General features: G+C 66.1%; 17 protein-coding genes. 6 read left to right on the forward strand and 11 right to left on the reverse strand.

The window, feature by feature from the left end:
* Window positions 1–313 precede the first annotated feature (313 nt).
* The 3 genes from OIE13_RS24875 (at window position 314) to OIE13_RS24885 (ending at window position 1,656) form a co-directional block, all read left to right on the forward strand.
* Window positions 314–709 carry an STAS domain-containing protein gene (locus OIE13_RS24875; protein WP_326636021.1) on the forward strand — a complete coding sequence of 132 codons (396 nt, stop codon included), beginning with the start codon at window positions 314–316 and terminating at the stop codon, window positions 707–709.
* A gap of 231 nt (window positions 710–940) precedes the next feature.
* Entirely contained in the window at window positions 941–1,171 is a 231-nt protein-coding gene (locus OIE13_RS24880) for a hypothetical protein (protein WP_326636020.1), read from the forward strand.
* A 2-nt stretch (window positions 1,172–1,173) separates the two neighbouring features.
* Window positions 1,174–1,656: a Clp protease N-terminal domain-containing protein gene (locus OIE13_RS24885; protein WP_326636019.1), complete on the forward strand. Its 483-nt coding sequence runs from the start codon at window positions 1,174–1,176 to the stop codon at window positions 1,654–1,656.
* Window positions 1,657–1,827: 171 nt separating this feature from the next.
* Here the strand turns inward: OIE13_RS24885 and OIE13_RS24890 are convergent, their stop codons facing one another.
* From OIE13_RS24890 to OIE13_RS24905, 4 genes are all read right to left on the reverse strand, one after another.
* Window positions 1,828–3,165, reverse strand: a complete 1,338-nt coding sequence (locus tag OIE13_RS24890; RefSeq protein ID WP_326636018.1) for a Dyp-type peroxidase — start codon at window positions 3,163–3,165, stop codon at window positions 1,828–1,830.
* 22 nt (window positions 3,166–3,187) lie between these two features.
* Entirely contained in the window at window positions 3,188–4,129 is a 942-nt protein-coding gene (locus tag OIE13_RS24895; protein WP_326828821.1) for a hypothetical protein, read from the reverse strand.
* A 137-nt stretch (window positions 4,130–4,266) separates the two neighbouring features.
* The gene (locus OIE13_RS24900) at window positions 4,267–4,800 is read right to left on the reverse strand and encodes a hypothetical protein (protein ID WP_326636014.1); all 534 of its coding nucleotides are present in this window, start codon (window positions 4,798–4,800) and stop codon (window positions 4,267–4,269) included.
* Between the two features lie 232 nt (window positions 4,801–5,032).
* Window positions 5,033–6,196, reverse strand: coding sequence for an acyl-CoA dehydrogenase family protein (locus OIE13_RS24905; RefSeq protein ID WP_326636011.1), 1,164 nt, complete (start codon window positions 6,194–6,196; stop codon window positions 5,033–5,035).
* A 163-nt stretch (window positions 6,197–6,359) separates the two neighbouring features.
* Between OIE13_RS24905 and OIE13_RS24910 the strand changes: the two genes are divergently transcribed.
* On the forward strand, window positions 6,360–7,661 hold the full coding sequence (locus OIE13_RS24910; protein WP_326646970.1) for a UDP-glucose dehydrogenase family protein: 1,302 nt from the start codon (window positions 6,360–6,362) through the stop codon (window positions 7,659–7,661).
* Between the two features lie 785 nt (window positions 7,662–8,446).
* On the opposite strand, the gene OIE13_RS24915 is transcribed toward OIE13_RS24910, so the two are convergent.
* Window positions 8,447–8,551: a DUF397 domain-containing protein gene (locus OIE13_RS24915; protein WP_442811508.1), complete on the reverse strand. Its 105-nt coding sequence runs from the start codon at window positions 8,549–8,551 to the stop codon at window positions 8,447–8,449.
* Window positions 8,552–8,738: 187 nt separating this feature from the next.
* Here OIE13_RS24915 and OIE13_RS24920 point away from each other — a divergent pair, with 187 nt between their 5' ends.
* Together OIE13_RS24920 and OIE13_RS24925 are read left to right on the forward strand one after the other, a co-directional pair.
* On the forward strand, window positions 8,739–9,023 hold the full coding sequence (locus OIE13_RS24920) for a hypothetical protein (protein ID WP_326636010.1): 285 nt from the start codon (window positions 8,739–8,741) through the stop codon (window positions 9,021–9,023).
* Window positions 9,024–9,038: 15 nt separating this feature from the next.
* On the forward strand, window positions 9,039–11,789 hold the full coding sequence (locus tag OIE13_RS24925; RefSeq protein ID WP_326828822.1) for a DNA methyltransferase: 2,751 nt from the start codon (window positions 9,039–9,041) through the stop codon (window positions 11,787–11,789).
* Between the two features lie 160 nt (window positions 11,790–11,949).
* Here OIE13_RS24925 and OIE13_RS24930 read toward each other — a convergent pair whose 3' ends face one another.
* The 6 genes from OIE13_RS24930 to OIE13_RS24950 all read right to left on the reverse strand — a co-directional run bounded on the left by OIE13_RS24930 (window position 11,950) and on the right by OIE13_RS24950 (window position 17,032).
* On the reverse strand, window positions 11,950–12,186 hold the full coding sequence (locus OIE13_RS24930) for a DUF397 domain-containing protein (protein ID WP_326636007.1): 237 nt from the start codon (window positions 12,184–12,186) through the stop codon (window positions 11,950–11,952).
* Complete coding sequence (locus OIE13_RS36805; protein WP_442811507.1) at window positions 12,171–12,359, reverse strand: Scr1 family TA system antitoxin-like transcriptional regulator; 189 nt, start codon at window positions 12,357–12,359, stop codon at window positions 12,171–12,173. The genes OIE13_RS24930 and OIE13_RS36805 overlap by 16 nt, the downstream gene beginning before the upstream one ends.
* A 100-nt stretch (window positions 12,360–12,459) precedes the next feature.
* Window positions 12,460–14,109, reverse strand: a complete 1,650-nt coding sequence (gene mctP / locus OIE13_RS24935) for a monocarboxylate uptake permease MctP (protein WP_326636006.1) — start codon at window positions 14,107–14,109, stop codon at window positions 12,460–12,462.
* Entirely contained in the window at window positions 14,106–14,534 is a 429-nt protein-coding gene (locus tag OIE13_RS24940; RefSeq protein ID WP_326828823.1) for a DUF3311 domain-containing protein, read from the reverse strand. The genes mctP and OIE13_RS24940 overlap by 4 nt, the downstream gene beginning before the upstream one ends.
* A gap of 138 nt (window positions 14,535–14,672) precedes the next feature.
* Window positions 14,673–14,858: a CstA-like transporter-associated (seleno)protein gene (locus OIE13_RS24945; RefSeq protein ID WP_326636003.1), complete on the reverse strand. Its 186-nt coding sequence runs from the start codon at window positions 14,856–14,858 to the stop codon at window positions 14,673–14,675.
* A complete protein-coding gene (locus tag OIE13_RS24950; protein ID WP_326636001.1) occupies window positions 14,855–17,032 on the reverse strand; it encodes a carbon starvation CstA family protein in 2,178 nt (725 codons plus the stop codon). Before OIE13_RS24950 ends, OIE13_RS24945 begins: the two co-directional genes overlap by 4 nt.
* Window positions 17,033–17,132 lie beyond the last annotated feature (100 nt).

The raw sequence follows: 17,132 nt of genomic DNA on the forward strand, positions 1-17,132 counted from the left end.
AGCTCAGAGCGGCTTTCAGTGCCGACCCGCACCCCCTTTCCCGCCCCTCGGACCGAGGGCGGACAGGCGCCACCCGCAAACTGTTTCCTTGAATAGCTGGCACATATACGGGTAGGCATCTACACTTCGCTTCGAAGCTATACGATCACGGAAAGCGATGGTTCGCACCGTTGAGGAGTATCGTGGCTTCAGATCGTCCATCCTTCTTCGCGCCAGGTAAGGCGCGACCGGGGAGACGAGCTGGGGCCGGACGTCAGAGTGACGCTCTCCGGCCGGATACGTACATTCACGTGAGCCTGCAGGGAAGTGGGCGATGAACGCACTTCAACTCACGAGCGAACACGCGAGCGGCTTCGTGGTCATCACGGTGGCCGGTGAGCTCGATCTGGCCACCAGGCCGGAACTGTCCGACTGCGCACAGGAAGCCGTCGACGCCTGCCCCGGCACGGTCATCATCGACCTCTCCGGGGTCACCTTCATCGACGCCTGCGGCCTGAGCGCGCTGATCGGTATCAAACGGTACGCACGCGAACACGACACACCGCTACTCCTGGCCGGAGCTCCCCCCGTGGTCCTCAAGCTTCTGAAGCTCACCAACCTTGAGGCCTCCTTCACGGTGATCTCTCGCTCGGAGACGATGGGTCCCCCGCCGGGCTGCCCCCAGTCCGCACCACACGTCCGGACGGTCATCCCCCTCGCCGACCGGTAGGAACCCCCGCACGTCGACGGAGGCGGCCACTCCGGCCGCCTCGCGCCCCCTCAGCCGCCGTACCGGCCACGCGAGGGCGATCGCCCCCGTCCGCTCTCCTTAAGCGTGGAGACCCCCGGCCCGAGCACGGCGGCGCACTCGTTGTCGGCGCTCCCCTCGGCTGGTGCGGTCGGCGACACTCTTAGCAACTCATGTTGACCAATCGAGAATTAGTCAACTAGGGTTGCTTGCATGTCCGACGTTGAGAGTCCCGCTTCCCGGGAGCCCGCTGACGCGCTGGCGGCCGTGGCGGCGTTGAGACGCCTGGCCGACCAGATAGAGGACGCCGCCGTCGAGCAGGCGATGCGAGCGGGCTGGAGTTGGCCGCAGGTCGCCGAGGCGCTCGGCGTGACACGCCAGGCGGTCCACAAGAAACACGCCAAGCGGCTCATCACCGCGGGCGTGACGCTGAGGAGGCGCTGACGATGGCCGCCATCGACGAGTACATCAACACCATCATCGAGCGGGGAGGGCGCGCCGCGCACCACGACAGATCGGCGACGATCGAGGCACACCATCTCCTGCTGGCGATCGCCGCCGAGCGGGAGACCACCACACATCAGGTTCTGGCCTCGGCCGGGCTCGACCGTCGGGCGATCCGCGAGGCGCTGGATCGCGAGTTCGAGCACAGCCTGAACGGGGCCGGGGTGTCTCTGGCCACCTTTGACCTCCCTCGGCCGAGCGACATCGGCAAGCCTTCGACGCACTTGGGGGCATCGGCCAAACTCGCGCTCGAACGAGGCTTCTCCTCCGTCGGCTGCAAGAAGGATCTACGGCCGGCGCATCTGCTGCTCGGAATCCTGCAGGCGCAGGTCGGCACCGTGCCGCGCTCGCTCGCCCTGGCCGGTGTCGACCGGGAGGAACTGAAGGCGCGCCTCCTGCGGACACTCACCCACGAGGGCGAGTAACGAGCGGGCGCGGCTTAGGCCGTACCTCCCTCTGCACGGTTCGCGTCACTCGAAAGGAAACACCCTCATGCGTACCCGGGTGATCGGCCTCCCGCCGAATCGCCGCGCCCTCCGCACGCCGCCACGTTCACCGGTCGAGGTTCGCTGCCAGGGCGACAGCGCCGCCGTACCTCAGTCCTGGAGATCGCCGAGCCAGCGCAGGGCGCTCAGTCCGGGCATGAAGCAGTACTCGCCGCCGCGCGTGACGACGAACCGCGGAAGCTCCGGCAGGCGCCGCCGTACCGGCCTCCGGGGAATGATGAAGTCACCGGAGCCGTCATTGGCCCCGATGACGGGATCCCTCGCCTTGCCCGCGCCGAAGAAGACGCCGTCGTTCATCCATTCGGACTGGACGAACTCGAACTGCCGCCCGAGGTGCGCGCCGACGAACGCGAACATCAGCCCCCGATCGGCCCCGTCGTCCACCAGGACTCCCTCGGGCAGCGGCGGGCCGTACGCGGTGCCACGTCTGATCATGCGGTGCAGCCTCGGTGCTCCGGCCACCGACGCGTCGCGGGGATTGCCCCGGCGGACGTGGCAGCCGCCGGGAGTCGTGAAACCCGCCGGATCGTCCCGCGCGTACAGGAAGTCGTTGTTGCGGTGTCGGTCGGCGCCAAGGTCGGGGTCGTCGTGCAGCGGGCTGAGTGCCAGCGGCGCGCCGCTGCGCCAGCGTCCCATGATCTTCGCCGCCAGCAGCTCCTCATCCTCGGGGCAGGTGGAGTTGTCCTTCAGATACTGCCGGAACAGGGCGACACGCTGGTGAAGCTTGCGAAAGACCACATAGGTGCCGTTGCGTCCCAGCACCTCGGGCTCCGTGGTCTGGAGGCCGCCGATCTCATCACGGTAACCGAGCACGAACTCACCGGCCTTGAGCGGCACTTCCAGCTTGTTCGACCCGGCAATGCCACTGCCCTCGACCGCAGGGTGACTGATGCCGTCGCGATAGCCGAAGGGTTCGGTCTCGGTAGGCAGCGCGTGGCAATTCTGCCGCCAGATCGCCGTCACACCGGGGAGGCCGTCGTATACCGGGCGGGCGCGATCGATGGCGGCCTCCAGCTGCACGCTGTCAGGCGCGAGCGCCACCAGCACCACGTGGACATCGGGCGTGCCAAGCGGTGCCTCCCAGTTCTCGGGGCTGCTCTCGTCGATGTCGCCCAGCACTTTCGCCCGTGCGGCCATCCCCTGCCGGAACTCCCAGGCGAACGTGTCCAGCGATTCCTGTGGCACGCCCAGCGCCTTGAGGCCGTGATAAGTGACCGCGACGCTCACCCAGGTCTCGCCCAGGGGACTCATCGAATCCGCGGCCGAGGTCACCACCGCGCTCGCGCGCCGCATCAGCTCCCGCCCGTGCACGCGGTCGTCGATGCGGAACAGGACGTAGGTGGCCGCGTACGGGGTCGGCCGAGGGCTGAGAACCCCGCGTTGGATATCGTCGAGTTCAAGCGCGACATGCTGCGTTTGTTCGGCCACGAGAACCCACCTTCCTGCGGCGCTACTTCGACGAGACGATGTTTCCCCAGAAGGCGCGCAAGCTCTCGTCGACGCCGAACAACGAGCTGAAGATCGTGGTGTCCGCCATGAGCACATCACCGGCCCGATCACCGCTCGGCGGCATCCACAGGAACATGTTGAACTCGGTGTTGCCGGCCTCGGTGAACGGGTGTGGCTTGGACATGTCGATCGGCTGCCTGCCCAGCACCTGGATGACGTTCGGATCGTCGGTGGTCACCGCGTAGTGCGGTAGGTGCATGTGGAAGTTGAAGTGGGTCACCCCTGCCAACCAGCCCTTGGTGTCCAGATCCCGGACAACGGACAACGGGGTGATCTTTCCTGCTTCCCGCACCGCAGGACGCAACCCGTAGCGGTTCTCGACGGGCACCCCGAGCCCTTCCATCAAGGACCGGGTGTACCTGCCGAACCGTTGCTGGCGCGGCACCAAGGCGTCGCCGTGATGGTGGTACTCCATGTCGCGCACGGCCAGGTCGTCCGATGCCCCGACATCGTGATGCGGCCCCAGGACCAGGCAGGTCCCTTCCCGGGTGAGGAACCGCCGCAGCGCCTCGATCTCCTCGGGTGCGGCATCCTGCCCAGTGATCATGTGATCCAGCCCCCACACGAACAACGTGTCGGTATCCGCCAGCACCCGCTCATCCAGCGGAGTATGGAAACCGGCTTGATCGACGCGTTGGTACACGGGTACGGCGTATCCGGTGGCCTCTTCGACGAACTGCTGGAACGGCAGCCAGCCCCAGAAGAACAGTTCCAGTCCTCCTGATATGCCCTGCTGGAACCGGAGCGGGTCGGACCACTGTGGCTCCTCATAGGCCGGCCAGGTCACGCGCCGCACTTCGGTCATCGTGGAGAACCGGTTGTCGAGCTCGGCCGGGTTTCTGCCGGCCTCGGCCGGATAGCTCCACGAAACGTATACGCTCAATCGCCGCCGACCAGGGGCATACGGGCGCGGCGCATGATTCTGGTTGTACGTGCGTGCACTCCTGAACTCGTCCATCTCATCTCCGAACAGGTCATGCGGGTGAACTCACTGCAGCCGATCGAGCACCTCCGATGAACTCACTGCAGCTGATCGAGCATCTCCGACAGAGCGCCCTTGATCCGCAAAGCCTTCTTGATCTCGTCGGCGGTGAAGTACGGATACTCCCCGTACTCGATGAAGCTCGGGCACTGGTGCTCACGGACGAACCTGACAAACGCGTCAGGGTTGGTCTTCCAGTCCTCGGGGAACCCCTCCAGGTTCTCGAAGGCCGTGTTCACCCCCGCCTGCGAGAAGAGCGCGATGGCGTCTTCGGTGTACTTGTCGAAGTCGGTGTCGAAGATCCCCTGGTACATGAATCGCGTGTCGTCGTCGAAGAGCACCCAGCGCAGGTAGTGCAGCTTGAGCGGGGCGAGGATATGCGGATCGGCTTCCAGCGCCTTGGCGAGCGTGTAACCGTAGTCGCGGATGGTGCCGGCCCGGCCGGGCTTGACCCTCGCGATGATGGTGAACCCGTAGCACGCGGGCGTCTTCGGAAAGATGGGACCGTATTTCCCCTGTTCGAGGTGGTCGGTCTCCTTGGGGATGACGACTGCTTGTGGCGTGATCTCCATACCTGTCCCTTCCGTCACTTAGCCCGGGGGAAAGGCCAAAGCTGCCTAACTGTGGAATTATCGCACAGTGCGATCGATGAGTAATGAGGGGGCAGATGGTCACTCATGTACCGCCGCATCTGTTCTGCGGTGTGGCCGACCTGCTGTGGACCGTCTCCCGCCGGCCCTGTAACGGCACATGCGAGGTCCGGTCCGAGAGCCTCGCCCGGACCGGACCTCCGCTGTTCAGGCCCTACTTCAGCAGCTGGCGGGCCATCACCACGCGCTGGATCTGGTTGGTGCCCTCGTAGATCTGGGTGATCTTGGCATCGCGCATCATGCGCTCGACCGGGTAGTCCCTGGTGTAGCCGTACCCGCCGAGGAGCTGGACGGCGTCGGTGGTGATCTCCATGGCGGCGTCGGAGGCGGCGCACTTGGCGGCGCTGGAGATGAAGGTGAGGTCGGCCTGAGGCTCGCCGTGCATGGCACGCTCGGACTTGGCGGCGGCGACGTAGGTGAGCTGGCGGGCGGCCTCCAGCTTCATCGCCATGTCGGCGACCATGAACTGGACGCCCTGGAAGTCGGCGACGGCCTTGCCGAACTGCTTGCGCTCCTTGATGTAGCCGATCGCGTAGTCCAGCGCGCCCTGGGCGATGCCGAGCGCCTGGGCGGCGATGGTGATGCGGGTGTGGTCCAGGGTGGCCAGGGCGGTCTTGAAACCGGTGCCGGGGTCGCCGATCATCCGGGAGGCGGGAATCCGCACGTTCTCCAGGATGACCTGGCGGGTCGGGGAGCCCTTGATGCCGAGCTTGCGCTCCTTGGCACCGAAGCTGACGCCCTCGTCGGCCTTCTCCACGACGAACGCGGAGATGCCCTTGGCCCCGACGCCCGGCTCGGTGACGGCCATCACCGTGTAGTAGTCCGACACACCGGCGTTGGTGATCCACATCTTGGCGCCGTTGAGCACGTAGTGGTCGCCGTCCGCGACCGCGCGGGTCTTCATGGCGGCGGCGTCGCTGCCCGCCTCCGCCTCCGACAGGGCGTACGAGAACATCCCGTCACCCCGCGCGACCGGTGGAAGGTACTGCTGCTTGAGCTCCTCGGAGGCCGACAGCAGCAGCGGGACGGTCCCGAGTTTGTTGACGGCGGGGATCAGTGAGGACGAGGCGCAGGCCCGCGCCACCTCCTCGATGACGATGACCGTCGCGAGCGCGTCGGCACCGGCGCCGCCGTACTCCTCGGGAATGTGCACGGCGTGCAGGTCCGCCGCGACGAGGGCCTTGTATACGTCCGAGGGGAACTCCCCGGTCTCGTCGGCCTCGGCGGCGCGAGGGGCGATCTTCTCGTCGGCGAGGGCGCGGACCGTCTCGCGGAGCATCTGGTGCTCCTCGGGTAGTGCGTAGAGAGGGTAGCTCATAGGGAAATAGTAGGACGTCCAACAAACGCTGGAGCGCTCCACCCCATGTGGTATACCCCTCCACGTTTACGCAGGTGGCAAAGTGGAAGTGTTAGATGCCGATACTCTGGCGGCAAATAATCGGGCAGAACCGAAAGGAGCACCAGTGGCCTACCGCCTGACGATGGTGGGAACCGGATACCTCGGTGCGACGACGTCCGCCTGCATGGCCGAGCTGGGCTTCGAAGTCCTCAGCCTCGACGTGGACGCGGAGAAGATCGGCCGCCTACAGGCCGGCGACCTGCCCATCTACGAACCGGGCCTGCAGGAGATGCTGCGGCGCAACCTGGCCAACGGGCGGCTGCGCTTCACCACCTCGTACGAGGAGGCCGCGGCCTTCGGAGACGTGCACTTCCTGTGCCTGGGCACCCCCCAGAAGCCGGGAGAGTACGCGGCGGACGTGTCCTATCTGGACGCCGCGATCGAGTCACTGGCCCCTCACCTGAGGCGCGAGTGCCTGGTCGTCGGCAAGTCCACGGTTCCGGTCGGCACCGCCCAGCGCCTGGCCGACAAACTCGCACAGCTGGCCCCCATCGGCGCGGGCGCCGAGCTGGCGTGGAACCCCGAGTTCCTCCGCGAGGGCTTCGCGGTGAAGGACACCCTGCACCCCGATCGGATCGTGCTCGGCGTCGCCTCCGACAGGGCGGAGAAGGTCATGCGGGAGGTGTACGCCTCCATGCTGGAGATGGACATCCCGATGGTGATCACCGACTATCCCACGGCCGAGCTGGTCAAAGTGGCCGCCAACGCCTTCCTCGCCACGAAGATCTCCTTCATCAACGCGATGGCCGAGGTCTGCGAGGCCGCGCACGCCGACGTCAAGCAGCTCTCCCTGGCGCTCTCCTTCGACGACCGCATCGGCGGCAAGTTCCTCAACCCCGGGCTCGGCTTCGGCGGCGGCTGCCTGCCCAAGGACATCCGCGCCTTCATGGCCCGCGCCGGAGAACTCGGCGCCGACCAGGCGCTGACCTTCCTGCGCGAGGTGGACGCGATCAACATGCGCCGCCGGGCCCGCATGGTCGACCTGGCCCGCGAGCTGGCCGGAGGCTCCTTCCGCAACTGCACCGTCGCCGTGCTCGGCGCCGCGTTCAAGCCCAACTCCGACGACATCCGCGACTCCCCCGCCCTGGATGTCGCCGTCAAGATCAGCGAGCAGGGCGGCCGGGTCACCGTCTACGACCCCGTCGCTCAGGAGAACGCCCGCCGGGCCCACCCCGGGCTCTCCTACGGCATCTCCGCCCTGGAGGCGGCCAGGGACGCCCACGTGGTGCTGCTGCTGACCGAGTGGCAGGAGTTCATCACCATGGATCCCGAGGAGCTGGGCTCCGTCGTGGCCTCCCGCAAGATCGTCGACGGCCGCAACGCCCTCGACGCCGAAACCTGGCGAGCCTCAGGCTGGCACTACCGCGCACTCGGCCGCCCCTGACCGCACTGTTCCTCCGCCCTTGCGTCGGTCACCGGGAGGATCCTCAGAGTGGGAGTACGGCGCGAACCGTCTCCGAACACGGCGACGGGTTCCCGGCATGTGCCGGGAACCCGTTCGAATGCGCGTTGACCGTCCGGGAACCTCGTCGACCGTCCGGGAACCTCGCCGCTCCGCACCGTGCCGCGCTCACCACCACCAGTCCCAGTAACGCCTGCGCCAGCGGCGGCGACGCCAGCGGCGCCTCCAGCGACAGCATTCGGCCCGGCCCGCCCCAGGAAAGATCATGTTGAAGTTCATAAGCCCTCCTCATGTCAATCCTCCGAATCCACCAATAATCACAATATTCGCCATATCCACACAAGCTCATAAAAACACCCCCAATTTAGTATAAGAATACTTTTGGGGAATATTGTGTTTTCAAAAAACACGCGGTCGATCTCACGCGCATGGCCGGCCCCCTCAGGCCCGGCTTTCACGACCGATCGGACATTTGCCCAGGTCAGAGCGGGATATCCGGATTCCGGAGGCACGGGTCGCGGGAGCGTCTCCCCCTTCAAGGCCAGGGAAAAGAATCGCACTGGAGGAGCCAGGCAGGACCCGGACACACAGACCCGGAAGGCCAGATTGGCCTCCATGCGGACATCGGCCACGTCGCCGAAGAAGTCGGTGAGGAAGAAGTACAGGCCCGGCCACCCGGACCGGAAAGACCGGGCCGGGACCGGCCGCCATGGACCGCCGAACGAAAAGACCCCCGTCCCGGACGGGGGTCTTCGGGCCTGACTCCGTCAGTTGTCGAACTCGCCGAGCTTCACGCCGCCGACGAAGGCGTCCCACTCCGAGCGGGTGAAGAACAGCTTCGGGCCGTCCGGGTTCCTGGAGTCGCGCAGCACGTAGAGCGGACCGCCCCTCGTCGAGGTCGTCGACCGTGGTCACACTCACCTCGGACGGGCCGCGCGGCAACAGTGATCCGGTCCGGGGCGGGTGGTCGCCTTGGGGGAACATGAGGGTCGTGTGCGCGAAGTGAGCCGAGGTTCCCAGATATGGTGAAACCGCTCGACAAGCATGAGGGGGAAGACCGTGAAGCAGCCGCCCGAACTGAGGCCATTGATCGACAACTCCGCCGACGTACGATCCCCGGCGCAGTACGCCGACGAGCAGGCGATGGGCGAGATCTCCGGGACCATATCGGGAATCGAAGATGCCATCCGGCGTGCGGACGCGGCGCGCAAGAATGTCAGTCGCACGGTAGACAATCCCAACCTGGTGGTCGCACTCGACACGGCGATCAACAGATTGGAAGCGATCCGCAAGGAGCTGTTCCAGTCCACCTACTTCGGGGGCGACCAGCAGCGGATGTTCTGATGCCAGGAGGCGGCGTTGCGCAGTGGTGAAGAGATCCAGTCCGCCCTACGGGACTTCGTCTCTCGCTGGAAGGACTTCCAGGGCACCGAGCGGTCGGAGGCCCAGACCTTTCTGAACGATCTCTTCGCCTGCTACGGCAGCGATCGCAGAGCGGTCGGCGCCACGCTTGAGGACAACCAGTCCTCGCAGGGCTTCATGGACCTCTACTGGCGCGACGTCTGCATCATCGAGATGAAGGCTCCTGGACAGGCCGGCCGTCTCGACCAGCACCGCCCACAGGCCCTGACCTACTGGCGGGAGTCGTCCGACTCCGACACCAACCGCCCGGCGCCACCCTACGTGGTCCTCTGCGCCTTCCACCGCTTCGAGGTATGGGAGCCTGGGCGCTATCCGAAGGCTCCTCGGGCGGTCCTGTCGCTCGACGAGCTTCCCGACAAGTACGAAACCCTGCTGTTCCTCGCCGGTCCTAGCGAAGAGCCGATCTTCGACATCGCCGACCGGAGCCTGACCACCCAGGCCGCCACCACCATGGCGAAGCTTTACCAGAGCATGGTGTCCCGGCAGGCGGCCTCACGGGAGAAGATCGGCGCGTTCGTCCTCCAGACCGTCTGGGTCATGTTCGCCGAAGACTGCGGGATGCTCCGGGGACATGCCATGGAGCACCTCGCGAGGGCAGTGCTCGACCATCCGAAGGTGTGGAACACCTACATCACCCTGGGAAGCCTGTTCGACGCTCTCGGCGACCCCGACTACCGGCCCCGTACCAGCCTCCTCAAGGGGACCCAGTACGCGGGCGGCGACCTTTTCGCCAGACCCGCCAAGATCGACCTGGTGGAGGGGGAGCTGAGGATCCTTCTCGAAGCGTGCGGATACGACTGGCGAGAGGTCAACCCCACGATCTTCGGTTCCCTCATGGAGGGTTTCCTCAGCAACGAGGGGCGCCACGAGCTCGGTGCGCACTACACCCACGAGTCGGACATCATGAAGATCGTCCGCCCTGTGATCGTACGGCCGTGGACCGAGCGGATCGAGGCGACGACGACCCCGGCCGAGGCCCGGCAGGTGCTCGACGAGCTGTGCGAGTTCCGAATCCTCGATCCCGCCTGTGGCTGCGGCAATTTCCTCTACGTCGCCTACCGTGAGCTGCGCGCCCTGGAGTACGAGCTCAAGCAGCGGATGGTGCGCCTGGCCGACGAGACCGGGCTTCCGGTGCCACCTGGCGTTCCGCCGTATGTTCCGCTGCGCAACATGCTTGGCATCGAGGTGAACGGCGTCGCCGTCCAGATCGCCCGCCTCACCCTGTGGATGGGCCAGCGGCAGATGATCGAGAGATTCGGCCATGCTGAGAATCCCCTGCCGCTGCCCGAGCTTCCCGGTATCCAGCGCAACGACGCATTGCGCGTGACCTGGCCGGAGGCCGACTGTGTGATCGGCAACCCACCGTTCCTGGGCTCTCAGCAGCTCCGCGCCTCGCTGGGCGACGAGACGATGAAGTGGCTGCAACGGACCTTCAAGACCGGCATCAAGGACTACTGCGTCTACTGGTTCCGTAAGACCCACGACCATCTGAAGCCGGGCCAGCGCGCGGGCCTCGTCGGCACCAACTCGATCTCCCAGAACCGGGCGCGATCGGCCAGCCTGGAATACATCACCGCTCATGGCGGCGTGATCACCGATGCGGTCTCGACCCAGAAATGGCCAGGCGAGGCCAAGGTCCATGTCAGCCTGGCCTCCTGGGTCAAGCGCCCGCAGTCCCCACCGGCCGAATTTTTGCTTGATGGTCAGCCGGTGTCGGGGATCACCGCCGAGTTGCGTTCGACGGAAGATTCCACTGGGGAGGCACAAATACTTGCCTCAAGCAAAGGCTACTGTTTCCAAGGACCGATCCCCAATGGGGACTTTATTCTTTCGGACCATGAGGCAGAAGCAATTCTTTCTGACAAAAAGGCCGACTATCGGGAAGTTGTTCGCCCGTACCTTATTGGCGACGACATCGCCCATGACCCCAAGCAGCACCCCCGCCGTTGGATCATTGACTTCGGACAACGCCCTCTGGAGCAGGTGCTCAAGTACCCCTCTGCCGAAAAAATCGTTCGCGAGCGAGTAAAATCTTTTCGGGAAACCAAAACTGACAAGCGCCTTCGCGAGCTGTGGTGGCAGTTCGAGCGTCCCCGCGTCGACATGCGCAATTCACTGGACGGCAAGAGCCGCTACATAACAGGTATTCGCGTGGGTAAGCGGCCGCTGTTCTCATGGACAGACGCATGGACTTGCCCCAGCGATCTCACGAATGTGTTCGCCTTCGATGATGACTGCACAATGGGAATTCTCTCATCATCTGCGCATGCCGCATGGGCATGGGCTAGATCATCGACGCTGAAAGGCGACATCCGCTACACCCCGACCACGGTGTTCATGACCTTTCCCTGGCCGGATCCGATCAGTGGGGAGATCAGGGAACGGATCGCGCAGGCGGCGCAGAAAATGGTCAAGCGGCGGCAGGAGATCTGCGCGGCGGAGAACTTCGGGCTGACACGGCTCTACAACCTGGTCGATGAAGGTGCCTACGCCGACCTCAAGGCGCTTCATCGGGAGCTGGACGAGGCTGTTGCCACCGCGTACGGCTGGCCGAAGAACGTGGCCCAAAATCCTGACGAGATCGTCAGCCGACTGCTCCAGCTCAACAAGGAGATCGCCACCGGTCAGCGCCCGTACGAGCCGTTCGGCTCCCGGGACGACCAGGGCACGCTGGACATCGGAGTCTGAGCGTTTTCCGGTGCGATGTGTGTCTTCACCACGATGACGACACACATCGCACCGGCTCTGAATGCTTCCTCTGGGCCACCAGGAGGCACCCGGAATATGTCCGATCAAGCCCCGGACATCCCTCAGAGCCGGGAGCCGAGGCCCCCGGCTCCCGGCTCTGTCAGTTGTCGAACTCGCCGAGCTTCACGCCGCCGACGAAGGCGTCCCACTCCGAGCGGGTGAAGAACAGCTTCGGGCCGTCCGGGTTCCTGGAGTCGCGCAGCACGTAGAGCGGACCGGCTCCGGCCTTGTGCCCCTCGTCGAGGTCGTCGATCACGGCCACCTCGACACAGTCCTCACCGCTGTCGCCCCCCGGAGCCGCCTTGCGCCAGACGGCATTGCTCAGGTCCGCGTCCATGTGTCCATCACCTTCGTCAAGAGGTCGATGCCCGCTCGCGGGGGCAGGGCCTCCGTGCGGAGCTCTTCAAAACGGGTGCAGATCCAAGCGACGTCTCGGGGATGGTCGGTGACATGCCCTTCGACGGCGCGGTCCACATACACAGTATCCGGACCGCCCCGGCAGGTCTCCAATATCGGTACCGCTCCCAGACCTCGTATAAAAACGCGTGGAAAGCCTCGCCTGGACGGCCGGAGAGCCTTCGGACAGCCCGCCGGCAGCCAGGAGTCCCCGTCACCGGATGAGCTCCCGGAGGGGTTCGACGCTCGGGTCGTCGACGTCCGCGTGGTAGTCGTCGGCCGAGGTCTCGTCGCGACCCGCCGGCCGTTTCGCCGCGCGGAACGCGAAGGTGGCGGCCACGCTGACGACCGCGTTCAGTACGCAGGCGGTCAGGGCGATGTAGCCGAGACGGCCGTCGCCTATGACCGGGATCTCCGCGAGCGATCCACTGAAGTGCCTGCCGGTTCCGGGGTTGACGATGCCGTAGGCGGTGACGGTGCCGTATGCCATGCCGAACGCCCAGCCGATGAGCAGCGCTCCGGGGTGGAACCAGCGGGTGTAGAGCCCGACCACGATCGCCGGGAAGGTCTGCAGGATCCAGATTCCGCCGAGGAGCTGGAAGTCCAGCGCGAACTTCCTGTCGAGGAACAGCACGAAGACCAGCGCCCCGAACTTGACGAGAAGGGAGGCTACCTTGGAGACGCGCAGCTCCTCCTGGGAGCTCGCGCCCGGCCTGATGAATTCGCGATAGACGTTACGGCTGAAGAGGTTGGCGGCGGCGATGGACATGATCGCGGCGGGTACGAGTGCGCTGATGACTATGGTGGCCAGGGCGATGCCGGTGAACCAGCTCGGGAACAGGTCCGCGAAGAGCTGCGGGATCACGAGTTGGGGGTTGAACTGACCGTCCACGCCGACAGGGCGCGTACCGGCCGCGATCGCGAAGAAGCCGAGCAGGGCGAACAGGCCGAGAACCAGCGTGAAGGCCGGCAGAAGTGCGGCGTTGCGGCGCACGACGTCGCGGCTTCTTGTCGCGAGCACGGTGGTGACCGTGTGGGGGTACACCACCAGTGCCATCGCCGACCCGAGAGCCAGCGTGGCGTACGGCCAGAAGCCGCTCTCTCCCGGAATGAAGACCCCGGTGGGCCGCCCCGTCTTCGGGTCGGGCGCCGCCATCTTCTCCTGGGCCGAGGCGAAGATCGCCTCGAAGCCGCCCAGCCGATGGAGCAGCACGACGAACGCGGCCGTCACGACGAGGCACAGCAGAAATGCCTTCAGGACCGCGATGAGCGCGGGTGCCCGGAGCCCGCTGACGTAGGTGAAGGCGGCCAGCACGGTGAAGGCGACGGCGAGAGGCAGGTCGTTGATGAGGGGGTTGCTGCTCCCGAGGCCGAGCACCTCGAACACGGCCTGGATCCCCACCAGTTGCAGCGCGATGTAGGGCAGGGTGGCCAGCAGTCCGGTCAAGGCCACCGCCAGCGCGAGCCCCCTGCTCCGGTAGCGGCCGCGCACGAAGTCGGCGGGAGTGACATAGCCGTGACGATGGGCCACCGACCACAGGCGTGGCATGACAATGAAGATCAACGGATACACGATGATGGTGTAGGGGACGGCGAAGAAGCCGCTCACCGCGCCCGAGGCGAACATCGCCGCCGGTATCGCGATGAACGTGTAGGCCGTGTAGATGTTGCCGCCCAGGAGCAGCCACGAGGAGAGGGTGCCGAAGCCCCGGTCGGCCAGCCCCCACTGGTCCAGCGCGTTCACGGTGCCCGTGATGTGGCGGCCCTTCCTGCCCTGGACCGCGGCGAACCCCATGAAAGTGACGATCAGAAAGAAGATCACGAGGACCGTGAGAGCGGTCATGTCGATGTCGTCTCGGTTCATCGGAGTCTCTCTCCGCGCTCTCCCCGATCGGCGCGGCCTCCGCGGTCGGCGTGGTCTCCGTGATCGGCGCGGCCTCCCCGATCAGCGCGGCCTCCGTGATCGGCGTGGTCTCCGCGGTCGGCGTGCTCTCCGCGATCGGCGGGCCGGTGCGCGCCGGTGCGCGCCGGGCGGGTGGGGCGGGTGGGGCGGGTGGGGGTCGTATGGAGGTAGGCACACCAGGTGAGGCCGGCGGACAGGAAAACCCACAGGAACTGGTACCAGTAGAAGAATGGGAAGCCGAGCAGCCGTGGCTCCGCACCCGCGTAACCTCCGACCCAGAGCAGCGCCGGGAAGGGCATCCACAGCGCCACGGTGCTCAGCTTCGCCCAGGGGCTTGAGGTCCTGGACCTGACCGGCCGGGCCGGCGGTGACGATGGAGCTGCCACGTCGTCTCCTGAAGTGTCGTCGTCTCCCCCGAGGTAGGACAGGACGCCGGCCCCCTCCAGCCCGCTCACCCTAATGTGGTGGGCGAACGGGCGGGAGGGGCCGGCGAGGATGGCGCGGATACGGTGACGGATCCCGCCTCAGCAGCACCGGATGCCGGGACTCTTCTCCCGCAGGTCGGATCGGCGCCGCTCGAACTCCCGCCGTGATGGCGGCGGCGAGTGCGAATGGGATCGGTGCTGGGCGAGGTACCGGTCGTATTCACCGGAACCGGTGAGTTCGCGCAGGTACCAGCGGGCGAAGCGCAGCAGTGCAGCCACGGTCATGATCGCTCGCTGTCCGCTCCGTTGTTCCCCGCCCCCACCTCGGCCAGCTCGCGCCGTTCCGCCGCGGTGGCGAACAACCCTGCGGGTGCCACGATGCTGGATTCGACGTAGGGCGCCTCTGCCGTCGACAGGAGGTCACGGGACCGTATCGCGCGCCGGCACACGACCACGGCGTTGACGAGGACGATGATGACCAGCAGCGCGAACATCGCCGCCAGCACGCCGTCTACGGTGGAGTTGACGACGACCGCCTGCATGTCGTCGAGGTTCTTGGCGGGCGCGATCACCTTCCCCTCGGCCAGCGCGTCGGCGTACCGCTCCCGCTGGGCGAAGAAGCCGATCTTGGGGTCATCGTGGAAGACCTTCTGCCAGCTGGCGGTCAGCGTCACCGCCAGGTCCCAGGCCAGCGGTATGCCGGTGACCCACGCCCACTTGAGCTTGCCTGACTTGATCAGGAGCGTGGTGCAGAGGGTCAGCGCGATCGCGGCCAGCAACTGGTTGGCGATGCCGAACAGCGGGAAGAGCTGGTTGATGCCACCCAGCGGGTTGGTGACACCGGTGTAAAGGAAGTAGCCCCAGGCCAGCACGACCGCCGCGCTGGTGCCCCACAGGCCGGGCTTCCAGCTGACACGCCCGATCGGCTTCCAGATGTTGCCGAGCATGTCCTGCAACATGAAACGTCCGACACGCGTGCCCGCGTCCACGGTGGTCAGGATGAACAGCGCCTCAAACATGATCGCGAAGTGGTACCAGAAGGCCTTGAGGGCCGCGCCGCCGAAGACTCCGGACAGGATCTCCGAGATCCCCACGGCGAACGTGGGTGCCCCGCCCGTACGAGCGATCACGCTGCTCTCCTGGACCGCCGCCGCCGCGGCGCGCAGATCGTCCGGGGTGATGGTGAAGCCCAGTTTCGCCACGGCGGCGGCGGCGCTTTCCGGCGAGGTGCCGAGCAGACCCGCGGGAGCGTTCATCGCGTAGTACAGACCGGGGTCCAGCACGCAGGCGGCGATCAGCGCCATGATGGCGACGAACGACTCCATGAGCATCGCACCGTAGCCGATCAGACGGACCTGCGACTCCTTCTGGATCATCTTCGGGGTGGTACCGGAGGCGATGAGCGAGTGGAAGCCCGAGAGGGCGCCGCACGCGATGGTGATGAAGAGGAACGGGAACAGCGACCCGGCGAACACCGGTCCGGTACCGCTGACGGCGAACTTGGTGATCGCCTCGTTCTGCAACGGGGGCGCCACGATGATCACACCGACCGCGAGCAACCCGATCGTCCCGACCTTCATGAACGTCGACAGGTAGTCACGTGGGGCCAACAGCATCCACACCGGCAGGACGGAGGCCAGGAACCCGTAGATCACCAGGCAGATGACAAGGGTCTGCGGGCTGAGGGTGAAGGCGTCCGCCCAGGCCGACTCCTGGACCCAGCTGCCGCCCACGATGGCCAGCAGCAGGAGCACGACCCCGATGACCGTGGTCTCCATGACCCGCCCCGGCCGCAGAACGCGCTGGTAGAAGCCCATGAAAAGGGCGATGGGGATGGTCATCGCGATGGAGAACGTGCCCCAGGGCGACTGCGCGAGGGCGCTGACCACGACCAGGGCGAGGACCGCGAGCAGGATGATCATGATGGCGAACACCGCGATCAGCGCGGCGGCGCCGCCGATCGGGCCGATCTCGTCCCGGACCATCTGGCCGAGGCTCTTGCCGTCGCGGCGCATCGAGAAGAACAGGGTGACCATGTCCTGGACCGCCCCGGCCACGATGACCCCGACGATGATCCAGATGGTCCCCGGCAGGTATCCCATCTGCGCGGCGAGGACCGGGCCCACCAGCGGCCCGGCACCGGCGATGGCGGCGAAGTGGTGGCCGAGCAGCACCCGCCGGTCGGTCGGTTGGTAGTCGATCCCGTTGTCCAGCCGTTCGCCGGGAGTCGCGCGGCGGTCGTCGACGCCGAGCACCCGGCGGGCGATGAACCGGGAGTAGAACCGGTAGGCGATCGCGTACGAACCGAGGGCGGCGGCCACCAGCCAGATCGCCGAGATCTCCTCTCCTTGGGACAGGGCGATGACCCCCCAGGCGGCCGCGCCCACCAGGGCGACCGTCGTCCATATGAGTATCGACTTGGGAGTCGACCTCGATTTCGTGGTGCCGGTTTCGGACATGGGTGTGATCCTCCTGAACTCAGGGCATGGCAGAACAGCTCGGTACTACACATGGCAGAACAGCTCGGTACTACGAGGGGAAAAGTCGCCCGGAGATCCG

Source organism: Streptosporangium sp. NBC_01810 (genome assembly GCF_035917355.1).
Lineage (GTDB): Bacteria > Actinomycetota > Actinomycetes > Streptosporangiales > Streptosporangiaceae > Streptosporangium.

Bases quoted from the DNA above. Each gene is read 5' to 3' on its own strand.
- OIE13_RS24885 (WP_326636019.1), top strand. From the start codon at position 1,174: ATGGCCGCCATCGACGAGTACATCAACACCATCATCGAGCGGGGAGGG.
- OIE13_RS24945 (WP_326636003.1), bottom strand. From the start codon at position 14,858: ATGACCGTGGCTGCACTGCTGCGCTTCGCCCGCTGGTACCTGCGCGAA.
- OIE13_RS24910 (WP_326646970.1), top strand. From the start codon at position 6,360: ATGGTGGGAACCGGATACCTCGGTGCGACGACGTCCGCCTGCATGGCC.
- OIE13_RS24950 (WP_326636001.1), bottom strand. From the start codon at position 17,032: ATGTCCGAAACCGGCACCACGAAATCGAGGTCGACTCCCAAGTCGATA.
- mctP (WP_326636006.1), bottom strand. From the start codon at position 14,109: ATGAACCGAGACGACATCGACATGACCGCTCTCACGGTCCTCGTGATC.
- OIE13_RS24880 (WP_326636020.1), top strand. From the start codon at position 941: ATGTCCGACGTTGAGAGTCCCGCTTCCCGGGAGCCCGCTGACGCGCTG.
- OIE13_RS24905 (WP_326636011.1), bottom strand. From the start codon at position 6,196: ATGAGCTACCCTCTCTACGCACTACCCGAGGAGCACCAGATGCTCCGC.
- OIE13_RS24930 (WP_326636007.1), bottom strand. From the start codon at position 12,186: ATGGACGCGGACCTGAGCAATGCCGTCTGGCGCAAGGCGGCTCCGGGG.
- OIE13_RS24875 (WP_326636021.1), top strand. From the start codon at position 314: ATGAACGCACTTCAACTCACGAGCGAACACGCGAGCGGCTTCGTGGTC.
- OIE13_RS24900 (WP_326636014.1), bottom strand. From the start codon at position 4,800: ATGGAGATCACGCCACAAGCAGTCGTCATCCCCAAGGAGACCGACCAC.